21 protein-coding genes are annotated in these 23,260 nt (G+C 45.5%); 2 read left to right on the forward strand and 19 right to left on the reverse strand.

Annotation, left to right across the window (positions count from 1 at the left end; all coding sequences use genetic code 11):
- Window positions 1-13: 13 nt before the first annotated feature.
- From J1C77_RS11195 to tgt, 6 genes are all read right to left on the reverse strand, one after another.
- Entirely contained in the window at window positions 14-310 is a 297-nt protein-coding gene (locus J1C77_RS11195; RefSeq protein ID WP_002922993.1) for a 50S ribosomal protein L23, read from the reverse strand.
- Window positions 310-933: a 50S ribosomal protein L4 gene (gene rplD, locus J1C77_RS11200; protein WP_002894480.1), complete on the reverse strand. Its 624-nt coding sequence runs from the start codon at window positions 931-933 to the stop codon at window positions 310-312. The genes J1C77_RS11195 and rplD overlap by 1 nt, the downstream gene beginning before the upstream one ends.
- 24 nt (window positions 934-957) lie before the next feature.
- Complete coding sequence (gene rplC, locus J1C77_RS11205; protein ID WP_002894479.1) at window positions 958-1,584, reverse strand: 50S ribosomal protein L3; 627 nt, start codon at window positions 1,582-1,584, stop codon at window positions 958-960.
- Between the two features lie 84 nt (window positions 1,585-1,668).
- Window positions 1,669-1,977: a 30S ribosomal protein S10 gene (gene rpsJ, locus J1C77_RS11210; RefSeq protein WP_002894478.1), complete on the reverse strand. Its 309-nt coding sequence runs from the start codon at window positions 1,975-1,977 to the stop codon at window positions 1,669-1,671.
- A gap of 372 nt (window positions 1,978-2,349) precedes the next feature.
- Window positions 2,350-2,988 (reverse strand): uridine kinase family protein, encoded by a 639-nt coding sequence (locus J1C77_RS11215; protein ID WP_002922992.1) that lies wholly within the window; start codon window positions 2,986-2,988, stop codon window positions 2,350-2,352.
- Between the two features lie 25 nt (window positions 2,989-3,013).
- On the reverse strand, window positions 3,014-4,156 hold the full coding sequence (tgt, locus tag J1C77_RS11220) for a tRNA guanosine(34) transglycosylase Tgt (RefSeq protein WP_002922991.1): 1,143 nt from the start codon (window positions 4,154-4,156) through the stop codon (window positions 3,014-3,016).
- Window positions 4,157-4,308: 152 nt separating this feature from the next.
- On the opposite strand from tgt, the gene J1C77_RS11225 reads away from it, so the two are divergent.
- Window positions 4,309-5,184, forward strand: a complete 876-nt coding sequence (locus J1C77_RS11225) for a DUF975 family protein (RefSeq protein WP_002922990.1) — start codon at window positions 4,309-4,311, stop codon at window positions 5,182-5,184.
- 17 nt (window positions 5,185-5,201) lie between these two features.
- Here J1C77_RS11225 and J1C77_RS11230 read toward each other — a convergent pair whose 3' ends face one another.
- The 3 genes from J1C77_RS11230 to polA form a co-directional block, all read right to left on the reverse strand.
- Window positions 5,202-5,714, reverse strand: coding sequence for a kinase (locus tag J1C77_RS11230; RefSeq protein ID WP_002922989.1), 513 nt, complete (start codon window positions 5,712-5,714; stop codon window positions 5,202-5,204).
- Between the two features lies 1 nt (window position 5,715).
- Window positions 5,716-6,153 (reverse strand): CoA-binding protein, encoded by a 438-nt coding sequence (locus J1C77_RS11235; protein WP_042763111.1) that lies wholly within the window; start codon window positions 6,151-6,153, stop codon window positions 5,716-5,718.
- 273 nt (window positions 6,154-6,426) lie between these two features.
- On the reverse strand, window positions 6,427-9,069 hold the full coding sequence (gene polA, locus J1C77_RS11240) for a DNA polymerase I (protein ID WP_002922987.1): 2,643 nt from the start codon (window positions 9,067-9,069) through the stop codon (window positions 6,427-6,429).
- Between the two features lie 110 nt (window positions 9,070-9,179).
- Between polA and J1C77_RS11245 the strand changes: the two genes are divergently transcribed.
- Window positions 9,180-9,665 carry a YcxB family protein gene (locus tag J1C77_RS11245; protein ID WP_002922986.1) on the forward strand — a complete coding sequence of 162 codons (486 nt, stop codon included), beginning with the start codon at window positions 9,180-9,182 and terminating at the stop codon, window positions 9,663-9,665.
- Window positions 9,666-9,712: 47 nt separating this feature from the next.
- Here J1C77_RS11245 and J1C77_RS11250 read toward each other — a convergent pair whose 3' ends face one another.
- The 10 genes from J1C77_RS11250 to essC form a co-directional block, all read right to left on the reverse strand.
- Window positions 9,713-10,327: an HAD-IA family hydrolase gene (locus J1C77_RS11250; RefSeq protein ID WP_002922984.1), complete on the reverse strand. Its 615-nt coding sequence runs from the start codon at window positions 10,325-10,327 to the stop codon at window positions 9,713-9,715.
- A complete protein-coding gene (locus J1C77_RS11255; RefSeq protein ID WP_042763110.1) occupies window positions 10,324-11,601 on the reverse strand; it encodes an MATE family efflux transporter in 1,278 nt (425 codons plus the stop codon). Before J1C77_RS11255 ends, J1C77_RS11250 begins: the two co-directional genes overlap by 4 nt.
- Window positions 11,602-11,779: 178 nt before the next feature.
- Window positions 11,780-12,715 (reverse strand): YitT family protein, encoded by a 936-nt coding sequence (locus J1C77_RS11260; RefSeq protein WP_002894123.1) that lies wholly within the window; start codon window positions 12,713-12,715, stop codon window positions 11,780-11,782.
- Window positions 12,702-14,456, reverse strand: coding sequence for an aspartate--tRNA ligase (gene aspS, locus J1C77_RS11265; RefSeq protein ID WP_002922980.1), 1,755 nt, complete (start codon window positions 14,454-14,456; stop codon window positions 12,702-12,704). Before aspS ends, J1C77_RS11260 begins: the two co-directional genes overlap by 14 nt.
- Before the next feature lie 169 nt (window positions 14,457-14,625).
- On the reverse strand, window positions 14,626-14,838 hold the full coding sequence (locus tag J1C77_RS11270) for a hypothetical protein (RefSeq protein ID WP_042763109.1): 213 nt from the start codon (window positions 14,836-14,838) through the stop codon (window positions 14,626-14,628).
- 152 nt (window positions 14,839-14,990) lie between these two features.
- Window positions 14,991-15,350 carry a hypothetical protein gene (locus J1C77_RS11275; protein WP_002922978.1) on the reverse strand — a complete coding sequence of 120 codons (360 nt, stop codon included), beginning with the start codon at window positions 15,348-15,350 and terminating at the stop codon, window positions 14,991-14,993.
- Between the two features lie 3 nt (window positions 15,351-15,353).
- The gene (locus J1C77_RS11280; RefSeq protein WP_152905382.1) at window positions 15,354-16,307 is read right to left on the reverse strand and encodes a hypothetical protein; all 954 of its coding nucleotides are present in this window, start codon (window positions 16,305-16,307) and stop codon (window positions 15,354-15,356) included.
- A gap of 11 nt (window positions 16,308-16,318) precedes the next feature.
- On the reverse strand, window positions 16,319-18,520 hold the full coding sequence (locus J1C77_RS11285) for a hypothetical protein (RefSeq protein WP_002922975.1): 2,202 nt from the start codon (window positions 18,518-18,520) through the stop codon (window positions 16,319-16,321).
- 12 nt (window positions 18,521-18,532) lie between these two features.
- On the reverse strand, window positions 18,533-18,841 hold the full coding sequence (locus tag J1C77_RS11290; RefSeq protein WP_002922974.1) for a hypothetical protein: 309 nt from the start codon (window positions 18,839-18,841) through the stop codon (window positions 18,533-18,535).
- A 20-nt stretch (window positions 18,842-18,861) separates the two neighbouring features.
- Window positions 18,862-23,259, reverse strand: coding sequence for a type VII secretion protein EssC (gene essC, locus J1C77_RS11295; RefSeq protein ID WP_002922971.1), 4,398 nt, complete (start codon window positions 23,257-23,259; stop codon window positions 18,862-18,864).
- Between the last annotated feature and the right edge of the window lies 1 nt (window position 23,260).

Here is a 23,260-nt window from a genome sequence, read left to right on the forward strand (position 1 = left end):
TTTCCTCCTTAGATTATTCTTCTTCTGCACCGAACAACTCGATTGCTTTAGAATCAGCTGTCAGTGTTACGATAGCTTTTTTAGTTTTGTTTGTAAAACCAGTGTAGCGTCCAACGCGTTTTGCTTTTGGTTTTACATTGATAGTGTTAACGTTAGCAACCTTAACTCCTTCAAAAGCAGCTTCAATAGCTTGCTTGATCAAGAGCTTGTGAGCGCGAGTGTCCACTTCAAATACGTATTTGCCTGCTTCGTACTGAGCCATTGAGCCTTCAGTGATAACAGGTTTTTTGATTACGTCGTACAAATTCATTATGCAAGAACCTCCTCAATTTTAGAGATAGCTGCCTGAGTAACCAGAAGTTTATCGCTGTTTACGATGTCCAGAACGCTTGCAGTTGTTGCAGTTGCAACTTTCACGTTTGGAAGGTTGCGAGCTGAAAGTGCAGCGAATTCATTTCCTTCTTCAAGGATAACAAGGACTTTCGTATCGATGCTCAGTGCAGCAAGCACTTTTGCAAACTCAGCAGTTTTTGGAGCTGTAAATGAAAGGCTGTCTACAGCTACGAATTTGTTTTCAGCAACTTTTTCAGAGTAAACTGATTTCAATGCCAATCTACGAACTTTACGTGGAAGTTTGTAAGCATATGAACGAGGAGTTGGACCGAATACGATACCACCACCACGCCATTGTGGAGAGCGGATAGAACCTTGACGAGCACGTCCAGTTCCTTTTTGACGCCATGGTTTGCGTCCGCCGCCTGATACTGCAGAACGGTTTTTAACAGCGTGAGTTCCTTGACGAAGGCTAGCGCGTTGGCTGATGATAACATCAAAGACAACTGATTCATTTGGTTCAATACCAAAGACCGCATCGTTCAGAACTACTTCACCAGCTTCTTTACCAGTTTGGTCAAATAATTTTACGTTTGCCATTGTGACTGATTTCCCCTTTCTTTATTATTTACCAGCTTTAACTGCTGACTTGATAGTGATAAGAGATTTCTTAGCACCTGGTACGTTACCTTTAATCAGGATAACGTTCTTCTCTGGAACAACCTGTACGATTTCAAGGTTTTGAATTGTTACACGGTTGCCACCCATACGTCCAGCCAAGCGTTTGTTTTTGAACACGCGGTTTGGCGCAACTGGTCCCATTGAACCAGGACGACGGTGGTAGCGTGAACCGTGAGCCATTGGACCACGAGATTGGCCGTGGCGCTTGATAACACCTTGGAAACCTTTACCTTTTGAAGTTCCTGTTACATCAACAACATCACCAGCTTCGAATGTATCGACAGTGATTTCTGCTCCTACTTCCAAGCCTTCAATGTTTTTGAATTCACGAATGAAGCGCTTAGGAGCTGTGTTAGCTTTCGCTACATGGCCTTTGGCAGGTTTGTTGCTCAATACGTCACGAAGGTCATCAAAACCAACTTGAACTGCGTTGTAACCATCTGTTTCAACTGTTTTAACTTGAAGAACAACGTTTGGAGCTGCTTCAACAACAGTTACAGGGATTAATTCGCCAGCTTCAGTGAAGATTTGAGTCATTCCCACTTTTTTCCCTAAGATTCCTTTTGTCATGAGAAAATGTTTCCTTTTCTATAATTTTTTTCAAAAAGTTTTTAACGAGCGTTTTTCATGCTCTGGTTTAGATCAAGCTTTAGATTAAAGTTTAATCTCTACGTTCACACCACTTGGAAGATCCAATTTCATCAAAGCGTCAACTGTTTTTTGAGTTGGGTTGATGATATCGATCAAGCGTTTGTGAGTACGCATTTCAAATTGTTCGCGAGAGTCTTTGTATTTGTGAGTCGCACGAATGATTGTGTAGAGGCTGCGCTCAGTTGGAAGTGGGATTGGACCCGCAACTTCAGCACCAGTACGAGTAGCAGTTTCTACGATTTTTGCAGCCGCTGTGTCAAGTGTACGATGTTCGTAAGCTTTCAAACGGATGCGGATTTTTTTGTTTGCCATCTTTTTCTCCTTTTCGTCTATTTAAGATAATAGGCTAGCTCCACAAGAAAACCGACAGGTGATTGCGTGGCAATGCAACCGAGCGTGTCGCAACCTCTTGCATCAAAGCTAAACACTGTATTTTTACAGCACCATAGTATCTTAACACAAAGAACCAGTCATTGCAAGGGATTTTAGTAATTTTTTAAAGATTTTTAGGATGATTTTTTATGAAAGTGTTTTCTAAACAATTTATAAGTCTTGTAAATCATTATAGAGAAGAAAATTTAGACTTTTAACCTATTTATTCGAGTTTGTATTCAGAAAATACAAAATCTCACTGACGCACATCAGTGAGATTAGAAACGAAAATTTACCCTTGGCTACTTTGTTTTATAACAAGGGACTGTTCTTTTCAATGCGAAAGCTATTGCCCGACTGGCAGATGACAAGGTCTGCAGCTGCTAGATAGGGTTGATAAAAGTGCCTATATTGCTCTCGTCGAGCCAGATGCGTCTGCTCTATCCACTCTGGCCTGCGCTCTCGCACAGCCACATCCCGTGCCAAGCGTCGTTCTAACTCAGTCTGATCGTCCGTGTAAAAGCAAAGCGACAAATCAAACAAACTTTCAGGCAAAAAGGCAGCCGACATACCTTCTACTATTAAAATCGGCTTTCGAGCTGATAAACGCAAGCTAGACGACCAAGCTGTGCCAATGGTCAGAATATCCAGACCAGACTGCAAGGCGCAAATATCTCGCTCCAGACTCCCGAGTTCATGAACAGCTGGGAGACAGGCCGTGACTTTTTGATGAGGAAAATCTTTGGAACTGAGCAAATCTCGATACTCCCCAGTAATTACATAAGGATCTGTTTCCAGCAGATTGGCTCGATCCTCACCCAAGGCTAGCTGGAGTTTTCGAGCAAAAGTCGACTTCCCCGAAGCACCATGACCATAAATACGCAAGGTACGTCTTTGGTCGTCTGACAGATAAGCTATCAATCTGTTCAGCAATTTCTCTTCATCAGACATGGCTTCCCCTTTCAAATGGAACTTCTTAGAAATTTCGGCTGGATTTATTGTAGCCGTAGCGCTCAATAAAGTCTTCACGGAATTCCAGCAGGTTGTCATCCATGATGGCTTGGCGGACTTTCTTCATAAGGTTTACCAAGAAGTAGAGGTTGTGATAGCTGGTCAGGCGGATGCCGAAGGTTTCGTCCGCTTTAAGCAAGTGGCGGATATAAGCCCGCGTGTAGTTGCTGCAAGTGTAGCAGTCACAGTCATGATCCAACGGTGTGAAATCTTCTTCAAACTGGGCATTTTTAACCACCAGACGTCCTTCGCTGGTCATACAGGTACCGTTTCGGGCAATCCGAGTCGGCAAGACACAGTCAAACATATCTACACCACGGATAATCCCATCAATCAAGCTATCTGGCGCTCCAACTCCCATGAGATAACGAGGTTTGTTTTCAGGAAGAAGTTGGGTTGTGAAGTCCAAGACTGCATTCATCTCTTCGTGAGACTCACCAACTGCCAGTCCTCCGATTGAATAGCCTGGGAAATCCATGCTGACCAAGTCTTGAGCAGATTGGCGGCGCAAATCTTCAAAGCCAGCACCCTGAACAATCCCAAAGAGACCTTGGTCGTGTGGACGGCTGTGAGCCTTGAGTCCACGCTCTGCCCAACGGCTAGTCCGCTCAATGGACTTCTTGACATAGTCATAGGGCTGGTAGAACTGCGGGCATTCATCAAAGGACATCATAATGTCACTGCCCAGATTGTTCTGGATGGAGATGGCCTTTTCTGGTGACAGGAACATTTTGGAACCATTGAGGTGGTTTTTAAAAGTTACTCCTTCTTCTGTGATATTGCGGCTGTCAGCTAGAGAATAGACCTGAAAACCGCCACTATCCGTCAGAATAGGCTGATCCCAGTTCATGAACTTGTGCAAGCCACCTGCACGAGCAATCAGCTCATCGCCCGGCCGCAGCCAGAGGTGGTAAGTATTGGACAAGATGATACCTGAACCCATTTGCTTGAGCTCTTCTGGTGACTGGGTCTTGACCGTCGCCTGGGTACCAACCGGCATAAACATAGGCGTCGGAAAGGTCCCATGAGGCGTGATAATTTCCCCCAAACGAGCACCTGTATGCTTTTCTTTTTTAATCAAACGATATTGAATCGGTGATGTTGACATGTTTCCTCCTGCTGGGAAAAACAGTCCCAGCGATTTTTCTTCTATATAATAAGCAACAATAGCTCACAAGATACCGTATGATTTTACCAAAAAAACTTCTATCTGTCACGGGGTATGATATAATGTAACAGACAAATCCAAATGGAGGAATTATGAATCTAAGTCACATCAGAGCTCAGGCTCGTACCGTCCGCAGCCAAACGAGAGGGATTTTTCTTTTGTTTGCGGCCCCAACCCTTGTCAGTATCCTCAGCATCTTACTTTCCCTCAATGACAATCTAAGAGATTCCATTCCCAGCCTAACTTTTAGCCAGTCCATCTATCTTCTCATTAGTAAAAATCTTTTTCCGACGACCATCCAGTTTATCTTGACCTTACTACTGCTTTCTGCCAGCTATACCATGATGAAGGTCCTTCGTAAGAAAAAGGATGACGTTGGTTTTTCAGATATTGGCCAGCTTTTTACGAGCAAGACTTTCACACCTGTCTTCAAGACGGTTTTGCTCAAGCATCTGCTGATTTTTCTTTGGAATATTCCTATGTTCTGCGGAAGTCTCCTAGCAATCTTCAATGCTTATAAAATCCTCTCTATTTCGGAAAAAATCCCAGCCCATACTGTAGTGACGGCTCAAAGTGCTGCAGGCCAGCAGATTCTTCAATACACCCCTGGTATGTTACTGGGAACCCTCTTGATATTAACTGGCTTAGGTATTGCCATCCCTCAGTACTATGCTTATGCTCAAGCAGAGTTCATCCTCTATGACCAGCTTGAGGCTGGGAGTTACCAGGGAGCTTTCTATGCTATCCGTCAAAGCCGGAAGCTAATGAAAGGCTATAAAGGAAAGCTTTTTATGCTTAATCTGAGCTTCATCGGCTGGAATTTATTGGCCAGATTAACTTACGGCTTGCTGAATTTTATAGTTCTCCCTTATACAGCGACTGCTTACATTCTCTTTTATGAAGAATTGAAAAAAGAAAACGCAATCTCACATAAAAACAACCCACAGGAACAGGACTCCTTGTCCTAAGCTTGTGAGTTGTTTTTTTATTTACTATTATATTCTGTCTTGTCCAGGGCAGAGCAGATTTTGTCAAAGGCTGCCTCTAGTGAATCCTCATCTGTGAAAAAGGCTTCCTCTTCCCAGCCTAAGAAGTCTCGGTCTTTCCACCAGCGCTTCATGTCTGCTGGGCTAAATTCTTCTTGCTTAGCTCTGGTCTGATGGCGACGGACTGTTTCTTCAAAGGATAGGTCATAGTAGTAAGCAAAGACCTGCGGAGCGAAGATTTTTTTCAACCGCTCTAGCATCTGTCCGTAAATGTCTGTCTCATAAAATCCTTCTACCAGAACCAGCAAATCATGTTCGTAGCCGAAGTGAGCCAGTGTCTCCGTCAGGCCAATAGACAAATTCCCCGGCTCGACTTTCTCCTTGAGCATGTCCCGTCTAACCGTATCCTGCGATATCAGGAGAGTTCCTCGGCCGTAGTGAGTCTGCAGTTTCCCAGCGAGACTAGACTTGCCAGAGCCGGAATTTCCACGAATGATAACTAACTTGGCCATCTTATTCGCCTAGAACCAAGCGAGTATGCTCGCGTTTAATGCAGCGGTCCATGACAATGTCATCCCGACCGGCTGCCCGCAAAATTTGCTCAGCCTCCTCACTCTCCAAGCCCAACTGAGCCCAGAAAATCTTGGCATCCGACTGCAGAAAATCCAGTGCCACATCCGGCAAAAACTCACTGCGACGGTATACATCGACAATATCAACCGGAAAAGGAATATCTTTGAGACTGGCATAAACAGTCTCACCAAAAATTTGACTGCCCGCTGCCCGCGGATTGACAGGGATAATGCGATAACCTCGCTCCTGCATCTCCTTGGACACGCGGTTGCTGGTCGTTTCTTCGCGGTCAGACAGTCCAACAACAGCAATTACTTTGCTGTTGTTCAAATAATGCTTGACGATTGCGTCACTGGGATTTTGAAAATGATAAGTCATAGGCTTCCTCCTCATTCATAATAAAGCTGGATAGTTTTGTAGTATTTGCGTCTTAGCTGAATCCGGGCTAAACACCGTGTGAAAAAGACAAGCTTCCTTGCATTCATCGAATACTGTGTCAGCTTTCTATTTTCACTTTGTATTTCACGCCCTTGATATCTTAAACTGAACATGAGCTAAAACCTTGGAAAATAGATAATCCATTCTAGGAGCATCGCTCCTTCGTCCGAATTGCTAATTTTCAGTCGGTTTTGACGCTCTTTGTATCTTGTTTTACTTCGCCTCGTACCAAGTTTGGCCGGCATTTTCATCAGCTACTAGTGGAACGGCCAGCTCAATCGCAGCTTCCATGGTTTCTTTGACTAGTTGGCGGACGGCTGTTAGTTCGTCATTTGGCACTTCTAACACGATTTCATCGTGCACCTGCAAGAGCATGCGAGATTTAAAATTCTTCTCTGTCAGAGCTCGGTCCAGATTAATCATAGCGACTTTGAGAATATCTGCGGCGGAACCTTGGATGGGGCTGTTAATGGCTGTGCGCTCCGCAAAATTTCGGATGTTAAAGTTGCGGGAATTGATATCTGGCAAAGAACGACGGCGATGATAAATGGTCTCTACATAGGCCTTATCACGCGCTTCGCGAACAATGGTTTCCATATAATTCTTGATACCAGGGAAACGCTCAAAATAAGTCTGAATATAATCTTTGGCAGCCTTGCGGGAAATTCCCAAATTATTGGCCAGTCCGAAGTCGGAAATTCCATAAACTACTCCGAAGTTGACAGCCTTGGCATTGCGGCGGTCATTAGGCGTCACATCCTCTGACTTTTCAATACCAAAGACCCGCATGGCTGTAGCCGTGTGAATATCTTCTCCATGCTGAAAGGCAGCAATCAGATGCTCGTCCTGCGAAATATGAGCCAGCACCCGCAGCTCAATCTGGGAATAATCCGAGCTGAGTAGTACGCTGTCAGCCCACTCTGGCACAAAGGCCTTACGAATAAGGCGGCCCTGCTCCAAACGAACGGGGATGTTCTGCAGGTTCGGGTCAACCGAGGACAGGCGACCCGTCTGGGTCAAATCCTGAACATAGCGAGTGTGGATCTTGCCGTCAGCCGCTATCGCCTCCTGCAGTCCGATGATATAAGTGGACTGAAGCTTGCTGATTTGACGGTATTCCAGAATCTTAGACACAATCGGTGCAATGGGAGCTAGGCGCTCCAGCACATCGACTGCTGTCGAGTAGCCCGTCTTGGTCTTTTTGGTGTACTCCAGTGGCAACCCCATATCCTCAAAGAGAATGGTTCCCAGCTGTTTCGGCGAGTTAATATTGAACTTCTGACCAGCCAGATCATAAATCTCCTGCGTTAGACTTTCCAGCGTCTTTTCATTTTCTGCCTGCATGCCCTGCAGGGTTTCCCGCTCAACCTTGATCCCCGCAATCTCCATCTTGGCTAGGACAAAGGCCAACGGCTGCTCCATTTCAAGCAACAAATCCAGCTGATTGTGGGCGCGGAGCTGTTCTTGCATAGGCTCTTCTGTTTCCAGCAATACCTGAACCTTACGAGCCAGATGCTCAAAGAGCTGCTCTTGCTCCGGCAAAGCACGCTTGGCTCCCTTACCATAAACCTCGTCATCAGTCGGCAGGATAGTTTGGCCGTAGAGGCGAGCAATAGTCGCCAGCTCATTATCCTCGACCGTCGAAAGCAGATACTTGGCTAGGCGCGCATCAAAGGCTGCTGCTGGCAGTTCGATACCATAATGACTGAGCAGTACCTTGGCCCGCTTGAGGTCGTAGGTTTTCAGAGCTGTTTTTGTCAAAAACTCCTGAAAGAGAGGTTGCTGTAGTAAATCGCTGGAACCGACATAAATCTGACGGCTATCGCCCCAGGCAAGGCCGACAATCTCTTCCTTGTGGTAGTTGTCGCCCAAGATTTCAAAATAGAAAAACTGCTCTGGTGCCAGCATATCTGCTGTCACCTCAGTCACTTTGGTAAATTCAATTGGTTTGACTTCTACCGGCTCTTGACCAGTTCCTAGCTGAGCCTTGAGCTGCTTGAAGCCCATCTCGTCATAGAACTTGCTCAGAGCCTCTACCTGCGGACCCTTATAAACCAAATCATCCAGTCCGATTTCAATCGGAGCCTGAGTATTGATAGTAGCTAGGGTTTTAGATAAGAAGGCCTTGTCCTTGTCATTGATCAGATTTTCCTTCATCTTGGAAGCCTTGAGCTGATCAATATTTTCATAGAGATTTTCCAAAGAGCCATACTCCAAGAGGAGCTTGAGGCCAGTCTTCTCACCAATCTTGGTCACGCCGGGGATATTATCCGACTGATCGCCCATCAGCGCCTTGAGGTCAATGAACTGCTCTGGCGTGATGCCCATCTTTTCCATGAGGTAGGCTGGGGTAAATTCCTCAAACTCAGCTACGCCTTTCTTGGAAATCTCCACCACGGTATTTTCATCCGTCAGCTGAATCAAGTCTTTATCGCCGCTGACAATGGTCACATCGTAAGGCACAGCTGTCTTTTCAGCCATCTTGTCCAAGGTTCCGATGATGTCATCCGCCTCGTACTGAGCCAAGTCGTAGTAGTGAATGCCTAGGTGCTTCAGCATTTCTCGGATAAAGGGCAGCTGCTCACGAAATTCATCCGGTGTCTTGGCCCGCCCTGCCTTATAGTCGGCGTACATCTCGGTCCGGAAGGTCGTCTTGCCAGCATCAAAAGCTACTAGGACATGAGTCGGCTGCACGCGCTCCAAGAGATGATTGAGCATAAGGTGGAAGCCATAAATGGCATTGGTATGCAGGCCCGATGGACTCTTGAAACGGTCAATTTGATTATAAAGCGCAAAAAAAGCGCGAAAAGCAACGGATGAGCCGTCGATTAATAATAATTTGTTCTTTTTTTCCATAGGTTTATTATAACACGAAAGGCGGACAAAGACAGAAAAGGCGGCGTGGAAAATAAAAAGTGATTTTAATAATTCCTGTATGGTATAATAATAAAAACTGGAGGTAAAAGATGTTTCCAATCCATATTACAACTCTTGTGACTGAAGAAGTGTATCAACGATTTGCTTGGTCTGTTTTCTTACGCGGGAAAAGATTTTTGCTAAATATTATTATTTTAATAGGAATCCTGTCTCTCTATCTAACCTTCCTACCTGACAACCTGAGGCGTTTTTCTATCTTTACCGTGCTATTTATATCTTTGGTGACATTCTCAGCAATGTACTTTGGCATGGACTTTCAGATAAAGAAAGCCTATCAAAAAACTCCTTTCTGGAAGGATATGGAGCAAACTCTTATATTTGAGAAAGATAAATTTTCTGTGAAAAGCAAACGGGGAGAGTTTCTTTATAGCTATGATGACATCGTCAAAGTTTTTCATACTAAGGATGATTTTTATATCATGTTGGGGCCAAATATCGGTTTCCCTATTGAAAAAAAGAACTGCACTCCCGAGGCTCTTGAGTTCTTGCTGGAACTTCACATTGAGCATATGTAAAAGAAAAAGCAGGCTAGACTGACAGTAAATCAGTTCTGGTCTGCTTTTTATTTTGTAAATAATTGCTTGATATCCACCAACTTCTCTATTTTTTGATTGATTTCTGGTCGGTAGTCACAGAAGTTAATGCTCTGGATGCCACTGTTGACGGCGACATCCACATCCAGCGTCCGGTCGCCGATATAGTAAGTTTCCTGCTTGTCCAGGCCATATTTCTCGAGCAGATAGTCGACACCTTCTGGGTGGGGCTTGCGCTCAAAGCCGTTGGCTGTTGTGATGATTTCTATAAAATAGTCATGAATGCCCAAGTCTTTTAAGATTTGATGAGCATTGATTCCCTTGTGGGTATAGACGAACTGGGCAATGCCCTGCTCTTCAGCCCATGCCAGTATCTCCGCAGCTCCTTCCATCAGATGGACCTGAGCATTTTTCTCCTTTAGGCTTGCTCCACGGAAGGCATTCATCTCGGCAGCATCCAGCCCCTTCTCAGACGCTACTTTTTCCAAGAGCTTCTGGACAGAGTGCTTTAGGATATAGCTGTGAATACTCGCCCTGTCGAAGTCCAGACCATAGTGAGCATAGGTTTCCTCAATCCCCGCCAAAATAGCATCGTATGAGTCCAGCAAGGTGCCGTCCAAATCCCAAATAAACGCTTTTTTCATGTGATTTCCCTCATTTTTCTGTCAAATAAAACCTTTAAAAATAGCCAGCGGAAGCCATTGTCCAAGAGCATCCCAGTCCAAACCCCCGGCAGACCCAATCCAAAGGTCACTCCCAGCAAGTAACCGGCAATAATGCGAATCAGCCACATGCCAACAGTCGTGGCATAAAAGGGCAGTCTGGCATTGCCCATCCCCTGCCAGATAGCTGTGTAAATCACGGTTCCGACTGCCATGGGAGTTCCCAGCAAGGAGAAAAGCATGACTGAAAGACTGGCTGTGATCGCTCCGCTATTATCCGTATAGAGCAAGGTTAGTGGCCGACCAAAAACGAAAATTCCTAGAGCCACGGGCAGCATACAAGCAAAAGAGAGCCAGAAGGTCCGCTGACGAATCAGACCGACTTCTTTCATATCTCCCTCACCTACCGCATGGCCTACAAGCATGACTGTTGCTGTTGCGACCCCGAAGATTGGCATATAATTAAACTGCGTCAGAACTTCACCGATGGCATTCCCCGCTACTGCATCCGTCCCAAAGACGACCACAATGGCGATAATCACTACATCACCCGCCCGCATCATGAGCCGCTCTCCAGCAGCTGGCAGAGACAGGCGCAAGAGCTCTCTATCTAAGCCCCAACTCCAGCGAATTGTGGACAAATCCAGCTCCCGCCAGAGAATCAGCACACCGACCAAACGAGCCAGCACCGTCCCCAGCGCTACACCGATAATACCAAGCCGAAAGACATAAATCCCCAGACCGGAAAAGAGGGCATTGAGGGCATTGGTCAGAAGACTGACATACATGGGGAATCTAGGATTGCGCGTGACCCGCACTAAAGCTCCAAAAGAAGTCATCAAGCCTAGCAGAACAATAGTCCCACCAACCAGAGCCAGATAAAGACCGCCTGCTTCAGCCACCGCCTTTTCTGTCCCTAGAAGATCCAGCATCTGCCTGCCAAAGAGTAGGGAAACGAGGCCTAGCAAAAGACTCAGAAGTAGCGTCAGCTTGATAGCCTCGGCTGTATGATAGGCCAAACGCTCCTTGTCTCCCTGTGCCAGAGTCTTGGAAATAAGACTGGAAATAGCAGCCCCCAGCGCGATAAAAATTGCCTGATAAATCGTAATGATGTTGCCGGCCACCGAGACACCAGAAATCGCAATCAGCCCAAGACTGGCCACCAGATAGCTGTCGACCATTCCCATGAGCATCTGCAAAAAATTCTCCGCCATAGCCGGCAAGGCGATATTCATGATTTTTTTATACGTCGTCATTGTCTGAAAATCTCCTGCATTTGTATATCCTTTCTTACTCGAGCCACTCTCCACCATAGAGAATAGAAAGCGGTGGGACTATTGTCCTACCGCATATGAATCTCCTATCACAAAATCTCGTTTTAAGCACAAACTCCCACACTATACTGCTTCGCATTCCCAAACTCAATGAATATCTTCACTCCTCCACAAAGAGTCCCAAGATATGGACATTGTCTGCAACGGAAACAAAGGCAGCTGGGTCTGTATGCTTCATGATTTGCTTGAATTCATTAAACTCAGCTCGGGTGATAACCGTCACCAGAACAGCTTTTTTTTCGTGATTGTAGGTTCCCTCGGCGCCATGGATTACTGTCGCCCCGCGATGAAGCTTGTTGTGAATCTTATCAATCACCCTGTCCGGATGGCTGGTGATAATCATAGCTTGCATACGCTTCTGCTTGGTAAAGACAGCATCCGTCACTCGACTTGATACAAAAATAGTAATCATAGAGTACAGCGCATATTCCCAGCCAAAAGTCAGACCCGCAATCAGCATAATAATCCCATTGACAATCAAGGAAATATTCCCGACATTCCGGCCTGTTTTTTTCCGAACAGTTAGACTTACAATATCAGTCCCACCGCTGGAGATGCTGGACTTAAGGGCAAAGCCAATCCCCGTGCCCATGACCACACCACCAAAAAGAGCGTTGATAATAGGATTGTCAGTCAAGGTTACTTCCGGCACAAACTGGATAAAAAGCGAGCTCATCGTAACCGTGATAAAGGTGAAAATGGTAAACTTATGCCCAATCTGGTACCAGGCTAGGATCATCAGCGGAATATTGATGGCGTAAAAAGTCACAGAAACCGGAATGGTAAAACCTAAGAAACGAGTACTGAGGGCTGTAATAACCTGCGCCAGACCAGTCGCCCCGCTGGAATAAACATGCCCCGGCTGAAAGAAGAAATTGACTGCGACAGCTGATAAAAAGCCATAGACAAGCGAGGCAGAAATCTTCTCATCGTACTTCTCACGCGAGATACTCTTTAAAGACCGCAAAATCTTAAAATTATAAGCAAACCTGCGGACATAATAGCGAAAGAGCTTGTAAAAATTAGTCTTCTTCATGTGCTTCCACTTGTAAACTTAATTCCTCTAGTTGAGCGACCGACACTGGGCTAGGTGCCTGTGTCATTGGATCAGAAGCCTTGTTATTCTTTGGAAAGGCAATGACTTCGCGGATATTTTCTTCACCAGCCAAGAGCATCACAAAGCGGTCCAAGCCTAAAGCTAAGCCACCATGCGGTGGAAAACCATAGTCCATAGCCTCCAGAAGGAAGCCAAACTGCTCAGTAGCTTCTTGAGCTGAGAAACCAAGTGCCTTGAACATCCGCTCCTGCAAATCTTTCTGGTTGATCCGAAGACTGCCGCCACCTAACTCATAACCATTGAGGACGATATCATAAGCCACAGCCCTTACCTTGCTCAGGTCGCCTTCCAGCTCTTGCTCAGACTCTTTCTGAGGCAGGGTGAAAGGATGGTGGGCACTCATGTAGCGGCCCTCTTCTTCTGACCATTCAAACATGGGCCAATCGACCACCCAAAGGTAGTTAAATGTATCAGGGTCAATCAAGTCCAACTCTTTGGCCAAGCGTACACGAAGAGCTCCCAAAGCAGCGTTTGCCACTTCTAAAGTATCAGCTACAAAGAGAACTAGGTCATTATTTTCAAGCTGTAAAGCTTCTGTCAACTGACTTGTCAAGTCTGTCAAGAACTTAGCAACTGGACCAGTCAGCTCTCCATCAGCCACTTTCACCCAAGCAAGACCTTTAGCACCATGCTGTTTCGCTTGTTCTGTCAGCTTGTCGATATCCTTGCGAGAGTATTTATCTGCAGCATTTTTCACTACGATTGCTTTGACAGCTGGAGCTTCTGAAAAGACCTTGAAGTCAACTCCCTTGACAAATTCTGTCAAGTCCTGCAACAGCATCTCAAAACGAGTATCAGGCTTATCAACACCATAAAGTGCCATGGCATCATCATACTTCATACGTGGGAAAGGCAGAGACACCTCAATACCCTTGGTCTCTTTCATCACACGAGCAATCAAGCCTTCTGTAATGTCCTGAATCTCTTGATCAGATAAGAAAGAAGTCTCCAAGTCTACCTGAGTAAACTCTGGCTGACGGTCACCGCGCAAGTCCTCGTCACGGAAGCATTTAACAATCTGATAATAACGGTCAAAACCAGCGTTCATCAAGAGCTGCTTGGTAATCTGCGGACTTTGTGGCAGAGCGTAAAAATGCCCCTGATGAACCCGGCTAGGCACTAAGTAATCACGCGCTCCTTCCGGCGTTGACTTAGATAGGAAAGGTGTTTCCACATCAAGAAACTCCAGCTCATCTAGATAATTGCGGATAGAGTGAGTCACCTTGGCACGGAGCTTGAAGTTTTCTAGCATCTCTGGCCGGCGCAAGTCCAGATAACGGTAGCGCAAACGCGTATCGTCATTCACCTCGATGCCGTCTTTGATTTCAAAAGGCGTCGTCTTGGCTGTATTTAAGACAGTCAGGCTTTCCACATGTAGCTCCACGCTTCCTGTCGCCAGCTTGTCATTGGCCTGCTCACGCGCAGCTACCTTACCTGTCACCTCCAGAACATACTCACTGCGCAAACTTTCTGCGGTCGCCATGACCTCAGCAGCCACAGTCTCAGGATTGATGACCAGCTGCATAATGCCTTCGCGGTCGCGCAAATCAATGAAAATCAGACCGCCCAAATCCCGACGGCGGGCTACCCAGCCCTTCAAAGTGACTTCCTGACCAACATGCTCCTTGCGAACACGCCCAGCATACATAGAACGTTTCATCTTTACTCTCCAAATTTTTAATTCTGTTACTATTTTACCACAAAGCGCCTAAGAAAGCCCTTCTGTCCGTTCTTTTTCTGAAAAATATTAAAGCTTCACATGACTAATGCTGACAATTATGACAAAAGGCCTGAGGCAAAGACCCCAGACCTACTGTCTACTCTATAGATTATTCCTTTTTCTTGCTATCCTCATAGAGACTAGGCGCAAACGCTTTTGTCACCATGGCTGTCACAAAGCGAAGCCCTCCCGCTGCCAGACCAAAAATCGGCGCCAAAGCACGGAAGAAAAAATCCCCCCTCATAAATAAACAAAGCAGACCAGTAATCACAAAGATAGCCAAGCCCTGCACCACAACCACCAATAATATTTTCTTCATTATTCCCTCGACTTTCTATAGACTATTATAGCATAAGTGAGGAAAATTTGACTGCAAACTATGAGCTTCTGGAAAGTAGCAAGTTATGGGGATGAGCTGTAAAAGAAAACCACCTGAATTAGGATTCAGGTGGTAAATAGAAAAGTCCATCTAGTCTAATACAAACTATTATAAGACTGTGAACGACGAATATTTTCGTTTTTCGAACGAATATATCTATCTTCGGAATCATTTTTCATATTGAAGACTTTTGTTCCTTCTGTGATATTTGTTGCTAAATCTTGGTCCGTCTTTGAAAAAGCTAGGGCTACCGCATTCAAATACCCATCTAGTGAGTCAACTGTATCAACCAGACTAGCTGTCATAGACTTTATGCTTGTCGTTCCTTCATCAATGGTGCCAGTAATATCTGACACGATAAAGGAGCCCGCAGAATTTATAAGTGCCGCCTCCATCGCTTTAAAACTTGTACGAGCCGAGGTTAGACGTGTCGGACTAATATCTTTTTGTCCCATAAGTTACTCCTTTTTCTCTTGTTGCTCTTTCCAGTTAAGATAATCCTGATAGCTTTGTATAGGATAGTCTGTTAAGGGTTGGCTATTCTTGTTATATCTATTCTCAACAAGATAAACTGTCAATACCTCTTCTCCTTCTGGCGCCAGCCAATGAAGCATATGGTTAAACCAATCCTCTGAGCTTACCATAGTAAATCGTGGATAGATGGTTCCTTTAGCATCTAATATCTTCATCACTTCAGGGTACTCTTTGGATAAATTTATTTTAGCTTCATTCTTGGAAGATGTACTATGCAATGTGTTGCTCAATAAGAAACCATTCTCATCTGCTACCTTTGCCAAGGTCGTACGATTGGTATCTGCATATAAATCATGATCTAGTGAAGAAGGTCTATCATCGAAAGCATTATTATTGCTATAGTCTTCTGGGATGTCACTGATTTCATGCGTCTCTAAATTCAGAAACACTTTCTTATCCTTGTCCGAATCCTTTTCCCCTTCAGGACGAATCGTCACAGTAAGATAGTCCACTTCTTGATAATGGATAAGATGGTTTGACATGATTGGAAAATAAGATGGATTATATGACCGAACAGCCTGATAGAGGTCTACCTTTTGGGACGGATATCCTTCCTGATCCAAGTCAAAGATAACCACATTCCAGTGCTCTTCTTTTCGTTGAGGATGATAGGGTATATATTCTCCATCTACTTTATCAAGAATGCGTCCCTCCTGGCTAATGGTATAACGTTTCCCTGCAGACCATCCTCTTGTTATAGCCACAAATTGCTTATTTTCTCCAAATACAATAATATCACGAGAGGTTATTGCTTCAAAAGTACGATAAGTTTTTTTCTCTTTATGGGCGCTTCTATTTAAGTAGAAAAAACTAAACAAGCCCAAAGCTAACACAAGGAGGAGTCCAGCGCCCCACACCAACGTTTTCTTATTCTTCATCGTCACCCTCATCATTCTACCATTTTATAGTCCTGTCGGCCATCGGTATATTTATTGAAGCTAACAGCGTTCGTCTTGGTAAAGTCATTGGCACTAGTGCTAAGAATGCCATCCTTTTTTGCTCCTCTTGCTAAATTCGACAGGGCATCTTTCACATTGTTCACGCCTACATCTGTGAGCGTGACATGGCCACCTGATCCCGCAAGCAGCTCTTTTGTTTGGCCACTTACGATCTTTGTCTCTGACATCTCAGTATCAAACTGATTCACTTTCGTTATAACATTCTCCATACCTGCTGCCGTTCCATCATATGCCTCTCGAGCAATCGCGCCCCGCATACCATTCCTTTCAAAATCAACCTGCTGAAGATGGCTGCTCAAATCATAAGTAGAATCAAAAGCAGCGTTTATAACCTTTGGATTGCCCCCGCCAACAAGTTTTTCATAGGTTGCTCGTCCACCTGTATCATGGAAAAGATAGGACTGCTCCTCCTTCAATTGCGCAATCTTTGTGTCATACTCATCGGCCCTGAAGTAGGCATCCACAATCGATTGACCTAACTTAACAGTCCGATTGCTCTTCTTATAGATTTCATCTGCTTCAATTCTAGATATTCCTTCCGCAACTTTCAAAGAGCTCTTCAGTCCACCTTCAACATCAGAGGTCTTAAACTTGATACCCTCTTCAATAATTGACAGAAGGACTCCCGTCTGTGGACTGTAAAGAGACAAGGCAGACTTAGCTATATTATAGCCCTCATCTATAACAATATTTCTCTTCTTCTTTTCAAAGTCGTCAATTTCTGCCTGTAAAAGTTTAGTCTTTTCACCATCGTAAGTATATAGCTCTTGTAAATTATAGTCACCCGTCTTTAGTCCATTCCAATAGGTAGACAATTCAATTTCTCCTAAAGCATTGAACCTTAGATTGGTCAAATAGCCTTTCGAAGTAGCACTAAATGTTTCTTTCTCATATCCTGAACCAACATAGGTTGTGCTATGCTCTTTTGTACCTAGTTGACTATAGTAAACAAACTTAAAGAGGTTATTTATTTTGGCCAATCGTTGCAACCTATTATCAATCTGCATGATTTCACCTTGGCCAGATGCGAGCGTATTCAGATAGTCCTGTGCTGTTAAGCCACTGCCTTCAGAAAAATTAAGCACATAAGCATCCGCTTTCCCTCTCAATCCTTTAGCAATATCTCCAGATGCAATAGACAAACGCGCAGTGTAGTCTTGAACACCTTCGCGGTCTTGTTCTGCCATTCCACGGAAAAATGCTTCAATATGCGGAAGACGACCATCATACATACCATACTCTGCATTAATAGCTTCCTTTTCAAACCTTCTAACGATGACTGCCATCGTTGCTAAGCTCATTTTTTTACCCTTAAGCTTGCCAAGAGATTCAAATATTTTCTGTTTTTCTTCATACTCCAGTCCTTCTGGATTACGACCAGAACCATCATTGAGTAAGTCCTTATAACTCCCCTCTGACATCAGATATTTAATCGCTTTTACGTCTTCATCTGTATGAACGGCATCTAAATAGTACATCGTCTCTGCTGTAAGAGCACCATGCTTGATAGAATCAATAATTTCCTGTGGGCTAATGGAAACAATAACTTTGGCATTGTCTACAATATCTTTCAGAGATTTAAAATTTTCAGTTGCCGGTTTAACCTCTTTACTCATTAAGTCGTGAGCTGTCACAATATTATTATGAGTTGTCTCACGGTCTTTCGCAGCCGTCTCCATATAAAGGGTGGCTGACTCAGAAAATCCATTGATATGAGAATCCCCTTCCCCTAACTCTGCAACAATGTCTTCTAGAATTGCTTCTATTCCCGCCTTCACCGAATTCGCTTCCTCAAGCTGATTGCCTTTCAGTTCACTGGCCATTTCATGAATGGCGTCGGAAGTATAAGCAATGCTAGTGAATCCTTCTCCCTGAATCGCATCTGTAAAACTTGAAATACTCGTTCCATATGTTTTTAAAACGGATGGAGCCACTTCAAATACCTGCGTTTGAAGCATGTTTAATTTTGTGAAGAAAGCATTAATAGCATCTGCATAGTTTCCTTCTACACGAGTTGTAAAGGATCTAGATGTGTCTGCGGCTGCCGACTCTACACTAGATGCAAAATTTGAAACAGAATTCCCATAATCCTTCATCAAGGAAGCATCCATTACTTTAATTGTTGTTCCCATTTGACTCCTCCACTATACTTCATTTTTACTCGCATTTATCTCTGCGATAATTTGGATTCCCAAAGAGGCAATCTCACTATCTAATAAAGCTACCATAACTGCTTTTTTACTATCTAAAAGCTTTGTTAAGTTAGATAGACTATCAAGTTCGTTTTGATGTTCTAAATCATACTTACTGCCAGCAATTTCACTCTCGCGTAACCCAACTACATAATGAATATCTGTATTTTGAGCTATTAGCCTTTTTTTCAACGCTTCAAGTCTATTCCTTTTTTGCGTTAATCGTCCTGCTCGTTCTGAGCCTCCAACAAGTAGCCCCATATCATTTTTCCCTTTCTAAGTTAAAACATTAATACTTTAATCTGTTTCGCTATTCCACTATCTACATAATAGTGAACTTGCTCTTGTAATGCTCCTTCACGGAGTGGTCTATTAGTGACCGTAATAATTGGTTGATCCGTTATCCTAATTCCAAGAATAGCTTGTTTCGTTGTCTTGGCTGCTTTTGAAGCTACATCTATTCTACGATTAAGATCGACACTTGACATCATTATAATGCCGTATCCCACTTTTGATCCTCTTTCAATAATGAACGAAAGTTGATTTAATAACTCTGGGGTCAATTCATCTACTAGATAAGACATGTCATAAATGATAACGTTGACAATATGATTACTTTGTCTGCTATCTAGATGTTCTTTTATTCTCAACTCTAACGCATCTATCATCTCAACTATTGCATCGCCTACAGATACTGTCACACCCTCTATCTCAGGGAGATTATGATACTTAGGAGCTAGCACAATCACCTTCTGCTTTCCTCGTGCAATATGTCGAGTAAAAGCACTCATCTGTTCTTCCTTGTCCGTTAAGTAGAGAAGATTACCCTTAGATAGATCCCAAATTATTGGCTCAACTGTCTCCAGGTCCAGTCCTAGTGGAACTAATCCCCGATTGTAAGCGGCTTGGACACTAGCCCGGCTGTAGAAGTCTGCCTCTGTCAACTCCTCTGGTACCATCGGAATGGCACTTGGGCGTTGACCTGTCCATGCTTCTTGGAGAGAAGCGACTTCCTGACGTAGGTTGTTGAGGACTTGTGCATCATTGGCACCTGCTACTGGCAGAGCCAGCTGGATAACATCGACTTCGTCACGCTTCATGAGCGCCCGACCCTTGATGTCTTCCATAGTAGCTGCAAGTAGAGTAGAGCCCACAATCAAGCGAACTTCTCCCACATCATTCTGCGGCAGACTCAGCTGGTGTTTGAAGTTGGCATAGAACTGCGCCCGTAGGTTGGACTGACGGCCAGCTGTCACCAAGAGGTGAACACCGATGCTGAGACCTTCACGGGAGATCCGCACTAAAAGCTTGAAGAGTTCCGCTTCATAAGCCTCTTCTTTCATGGACTCATAGCTGTCCAGCAGGATAACGATAGCCGGCTCTTGCTGACCGCTAGCTTGACGGTAGAGCTCCAATGTACCAACACCGTAGTCCGACAAGAGCTTCTTACGCCGGTTGAGCTCTCGCTCCATTATGCGTACAAACTTGGCAATCTTCTCCGTCTGATCCAAAAGCAGGGTATCGGCTACCTGCGGTAATTGCCCCAACGGTGCTAGACCATTGGTCCCGAAGTCCATCAGGTAGAGCGTGACATCTTTGGGACTGAACTTGCGAGCCAAATCCATGGCCGCACTCTGCAGGAAGGTTGTCTTCCCCGTACCAGGACTTCCGTAGAGCAGGATATGCCCATCCTTGGACAAGTTGACTGAGACAGGCTCTTGCTTCTGTGCCTGCGGGATATCCGCCATCCCCAGAAGGACAGAGACAGGCTTCTTTTGCTCCCAGGCTTCCTGCGGCTGGATCGGTTCCAGCTCCTGCAGAGTCATCCGCTCTTTAAGCGGCGGCAGCCATGGCTGCGGTACCGGTGGGATTTGCTGGCTCTCCGTCAGTAGTTGGATCTGACTGACAATAGCCTCCAGCTCTGTCGGTACTTCCTTGATATCTTCTGCTAGGTCGAGACCTGACAGGTCTTGATTGAGCACTTCGTATTGGCCTAGGTCGTTGATCAGGTAGATGGTATGGTCTTCGATACCCAGCTCATCCTTATCCGGCTGGTAGTCTGCCCCTGACCAAGCTGACTGGAAGAGTTCATAGACTTCATTATTCCCGACCTGCAGATAGGCCCGGCCAGTCTGGGTGATCTCCGCCGCATCTGGCGTCTTAAGCATTTCCATCGAGTCCGTCCGGTCTGCCACCTTGAGCGCTAGCTTAAAGCGGGAGTTGGACCAGATCTGGTCATCCACCACCCCAGAGGGCTTCTGAGTAGCCAGGATCAAGTGGACCCCAAGGGAACGTCCGACCCGAGCGATGGATACCAGCTCCTTGATGAAGTCAGGCTGGTTGACCTTCAGCTCTGCGAACTCATCCGAGATGAGGAAGAGATGGGGCAGGGGTTCAGTTGCTTCCCCGTTTTTAAATTTCTTTTGATATTGGTTGATATGATTAACTTCAAACTCTCTGAAGAGCCGCTCCCGACGGTGAATCTCCGCATTAATGGAAGCTAGCGCCCGCATGGATTGGGCCCCGTCCAAGTTGGTAATGGTTCCCAAGAGATGGGGCAGGTTCTTGAAGAGGTTGGCCATTCCCCCACCCTTGTAGTCGATGAGCAGAAAGGCCACATCGTGTGGGTGGAAGTTGACGGCCAGACTCAGGATATAGGACTGGATAGTCTCTGACTTACCTGATCCAGTTGTCCCGGCAATCAGCCCGTGCGGTCCGTGAGCCTTTTCATGCAGGTTGAGGTAGACCAGGTCCTCCTTACCCCGCAGGCCGATAGGCACCGCCAAGCTCTTATAAGGCGCATTCTGTTGCCACTTTTGCAAGACTTGCAGGTCTGAGAAGGTCTCTGCCCCATACATCTCCATAAAGGTTACAGTATCAGGGATTGAGCTCTTGAGATTCTGTAAGTGATTGAGCGGCGCTAAGGTCCGAGCGATTCGTTCCTTGTCATAGCCTTCTGGGAAATGATCCAAGCGGAAGTCAATTTCTCTGAGGATTCCCTCTTCCATGACTAGCTGACCAGTGTTGCGGTCTTTGATATTGATAACCGTCTTGATATTCTCAGACAGCGAGCTCATCACATCCTGCACGAAGATGAGTGAGCAGCCCAGGTCCGTTGGATCCTCTGTGAAGAACTCCATGATGATATGGTCGAGAATCAACTTTTCATCTGTGACCAATACCACATAGTGAGGACTGTAGAGTGTCGTCTCCTGCCGGGTCGCTTCTTCCTTCTGTGCCTTGCGCAGTTTCAGTATTTGGTTGAGACTGTTTAGGACCTGATCGTGCGTCCGTTGGTTATAGACAAAGCCACGGACATTCAGCTCTTGCAGAGTCGCATGCGGCAGCCAGCGCAGCCAATCCCATTGGTCGCGCTCCTCCTCTGGCATGATGGTAATCACCTGCACATCGTGGTAGGAGTGGAAGACCGCTAACTGCATGACTAAGAGCTGGAGCTGTTCCAGGACCAGATTGCGCGGACCGATATAGCCGACCGGTCCATGGCTGAGATTAGCCACGATAGGAAGATCGGGAATTTTTTTATGTCTAGTGTAGAGAGCATAGCCCTCCTCTTCCAGCGCATCTTTCTTTCCGCTCCGCTCCTCTTGACCATAGGTCAGCTTATAGGAGGTTGGCACTTGGCCAAGTCCCAAGCGATAGTAAAGAAAGTCAAAGTGCAGCGGTGTCTTCTCGTAGATGCGGTGGCTGTAGTCTGTCACCAGACCAGTCAATTCGTTAATGTTTGGGAAATGGTAGAGCATGCCATCACGCTGCTCACGTTCCAGCTTGTTCAGCTCAATAGCCTTGTCTTTCAGATAGAGGTGATAAAGATCTATGCGCTCCTTCTTGTCTTCCTTGAACTTCTTGCGGTTTTTGAAGAAACCTCGAACCGAAAAGATAGCACTGGCGATTGACATCGTCACCGTAACGAGGATATAAATCCCCCGCGGCTGAACCAGTGTAATTAGCACCGTCACCCCAACCATGAGAAGTGGCGGCACAATCAGTCTCAAGAGTTCATCATTGGGCTTTTGAGGCTCCTTGCTTGGCGGAGCAATCTGGATCTTGTCCTCTGAACTCCGATAGATAATCCGCGGTGAGCGGTGATAGTCTGGATAGTCTGGATAAAAACCATGGCGAGAAGCGCCCCGCAAGGTCAGGTTAGAACTGACCGTAGCTGGACCCGTCACCCAGATTTCTTCTGGATAGACCTTGAGGCAGATACCTTCCAAGCTTAGCTCGTCACCGGCCTCCAGCTGGATTTGGTCTCCCGTCCACTCAACGTGATTGAGATAAACTTGACCTCGCATCTTGGTCAAAAGCCAAGAATCATTTGTTCGCTTCAAGAGCAATTCCAAAGGCGCTTCCAGACTGATGGCTGCTCCCTTCTGGTCGCTAATGAGTAACTCTTTTCTGTCCAGCAGGTCATAAACAGCCGGTTCTGAATCAGATTGATATAAGGTGAGATTACCCAAGGCCAAGCCGTCAGTTACGACACCCGTATCTTCCCCCATCTGATAAAAGACTTGTCCCTCAGCTAGCTGAAGCTGGATAGGAGTTTCCTGATGGGGCAGGTAAAGCTGAGCCTTCTCGCTCGCTGCTAGGAGAACTTTCTTGTCCTCTGTCAGCTGCAGCTCATAGCGCAAATGGTCTGTATAGATGATGATTGTCTTGCTCATA

Origin of the sequence: Streptococcus sanguinis, assembly GCF_050223295.1 — a bacterium.
In the GTDB taxonomy this organism is placed as follows: Bacteria; Bacillota; Bacilli; order Lactobacillales; family Streptococcaceae; genus Streptococcus; species Streptococcus sanguinis_X.

Coding starts and splice junctions, on each gene's coding strand:
- J1C77_RS11195 (WP_002922993.1), bottom strand. CDS start 310: ATGAATTTGTACGACGTAATCAAAAAACCTGTTATCACTGAAGGCTCA.
- rplD (WP_002894480.1), bottom strand. CDS start 933: ATGGCAAACGTAAAATTATTTGACCAAACTGGTAAAGAAGCTGGTGAA.
- rplC (WP_002894479.1), bottom strand. CDS start 1,584: ATGACAAAAGGAATCTTAGGGAAAAAAGTGGGAATGACTCAAATCTTC.
- rpsJ (WP_002894478.1), bottom strand. CDS start 1,977: ATGGCAAACAAAAAAATCCGCATCCGTTTGAAAGCTTACGAACATCGT.
- J1C77_RS11215 (WP_002922992.1), bottom strand. CDS start 2,988: ATGTCTGATGAAGAGAAATTGCTGAACAGATTGATAGCTTATCTGTCA.
- tgt (WP_002922991.1), bottom strand. CDS start 4,156: ATGTCAACATCACCGATTCAATATCGTTTGATTAAAAAAGAAAAGCAT.
- J1C77_RS11225 (WP_002922990.1), top strand. CDS start 4,309: ATGAATCTAAGTCACATCAGAGCTCAGGCTCGTACCGTCCGCAGCCAA.
- J1C77_RS11230 (WP_002922989.1), bottom strand. CDS start 5,714: ATGGCCAAGTTAGTTATCATTCGTGGAAATTCCGGCTCTGGCAAGTCT.
- J1C77_RS11235 (WP_042763111.1), bottom strand. CDS start 6,153: ATGACTTATCATTTTCAAAATCCCAGTGACGCAATCGTCAAGCATTAT.
- polA (WP_002922987.1), bottom strand. CDS start 9,069: ATGGAAAAAAAGAACAAATTATTATTAATCGACGGCTCATCCGTTGCT.
- J1C77_RS11245 (WP_002922986.1), top strand. CDS start 9,180: ATGTTTCCAATCCATATTACAACTCTTGTGACTGAAGAAGTGTATCAA.
- J1C77_RS11250 (WP_002922984.1), bottom strand. CDS start 10,327: ATGAAAAAAGCGTTTATTTGGGATTTGGACGGCACCTTGCTGGACTCA.
- J1C77_RS11255 (WP_042763110.1), bottom strand. CDS start 11,601: ATGACGACGTATAAAAAAATCATGAATATCGCCTTGCCGGCTATGGCG.
- J1C77_RS11260 (WP_002894123.1), bottom strand. CDS start 12,715: ATGAAGAAGACTAATTTTTACAAGCTCTTTCGCTATTATGTCCGCAGG.
- aspS (WP_002922980.1), bottom strand. CDS start 14,456: ATGAAACGTTCTATGTATGCTGGGCGTGTTCGCAAGGAGCATGTTGGT.
- J1C77_RS11275 (WP_002922978.1), bottom strand. CDS start 15,350: ATGGGACAAAAAGATATTAGTCCGACACGTCTAACCTCGGCTCGTACA.
- J1C77_RS11280 (WP_152905382.1), bottom strand. CDS start 16,307: ATGAAGAATAAGAAAACGTTGGTGTGGGGCGCTGGACTCCTCCTTGTG.
- J1C77_RS11285 (WP_002922975.1), bottom strand. CDS start 18,520: ATGGGAACAACAATTAAAGTAATGGATGCTTCCTTGATGAAGGATTAT.
- J1C77_RS11290 (WP_002922974.1), bottom strand. CDS start 18,841: ATGGGGCTACTTGTTGGAGGCTCAGAACGAGCAGGACGATTAACGCAA.
- essC (WP_002922971.1), bottom strand. CDS start 23,259: ATGAGCAAGACAATCATCATCTATACAGACCATTTGCGCTATGAGCTG.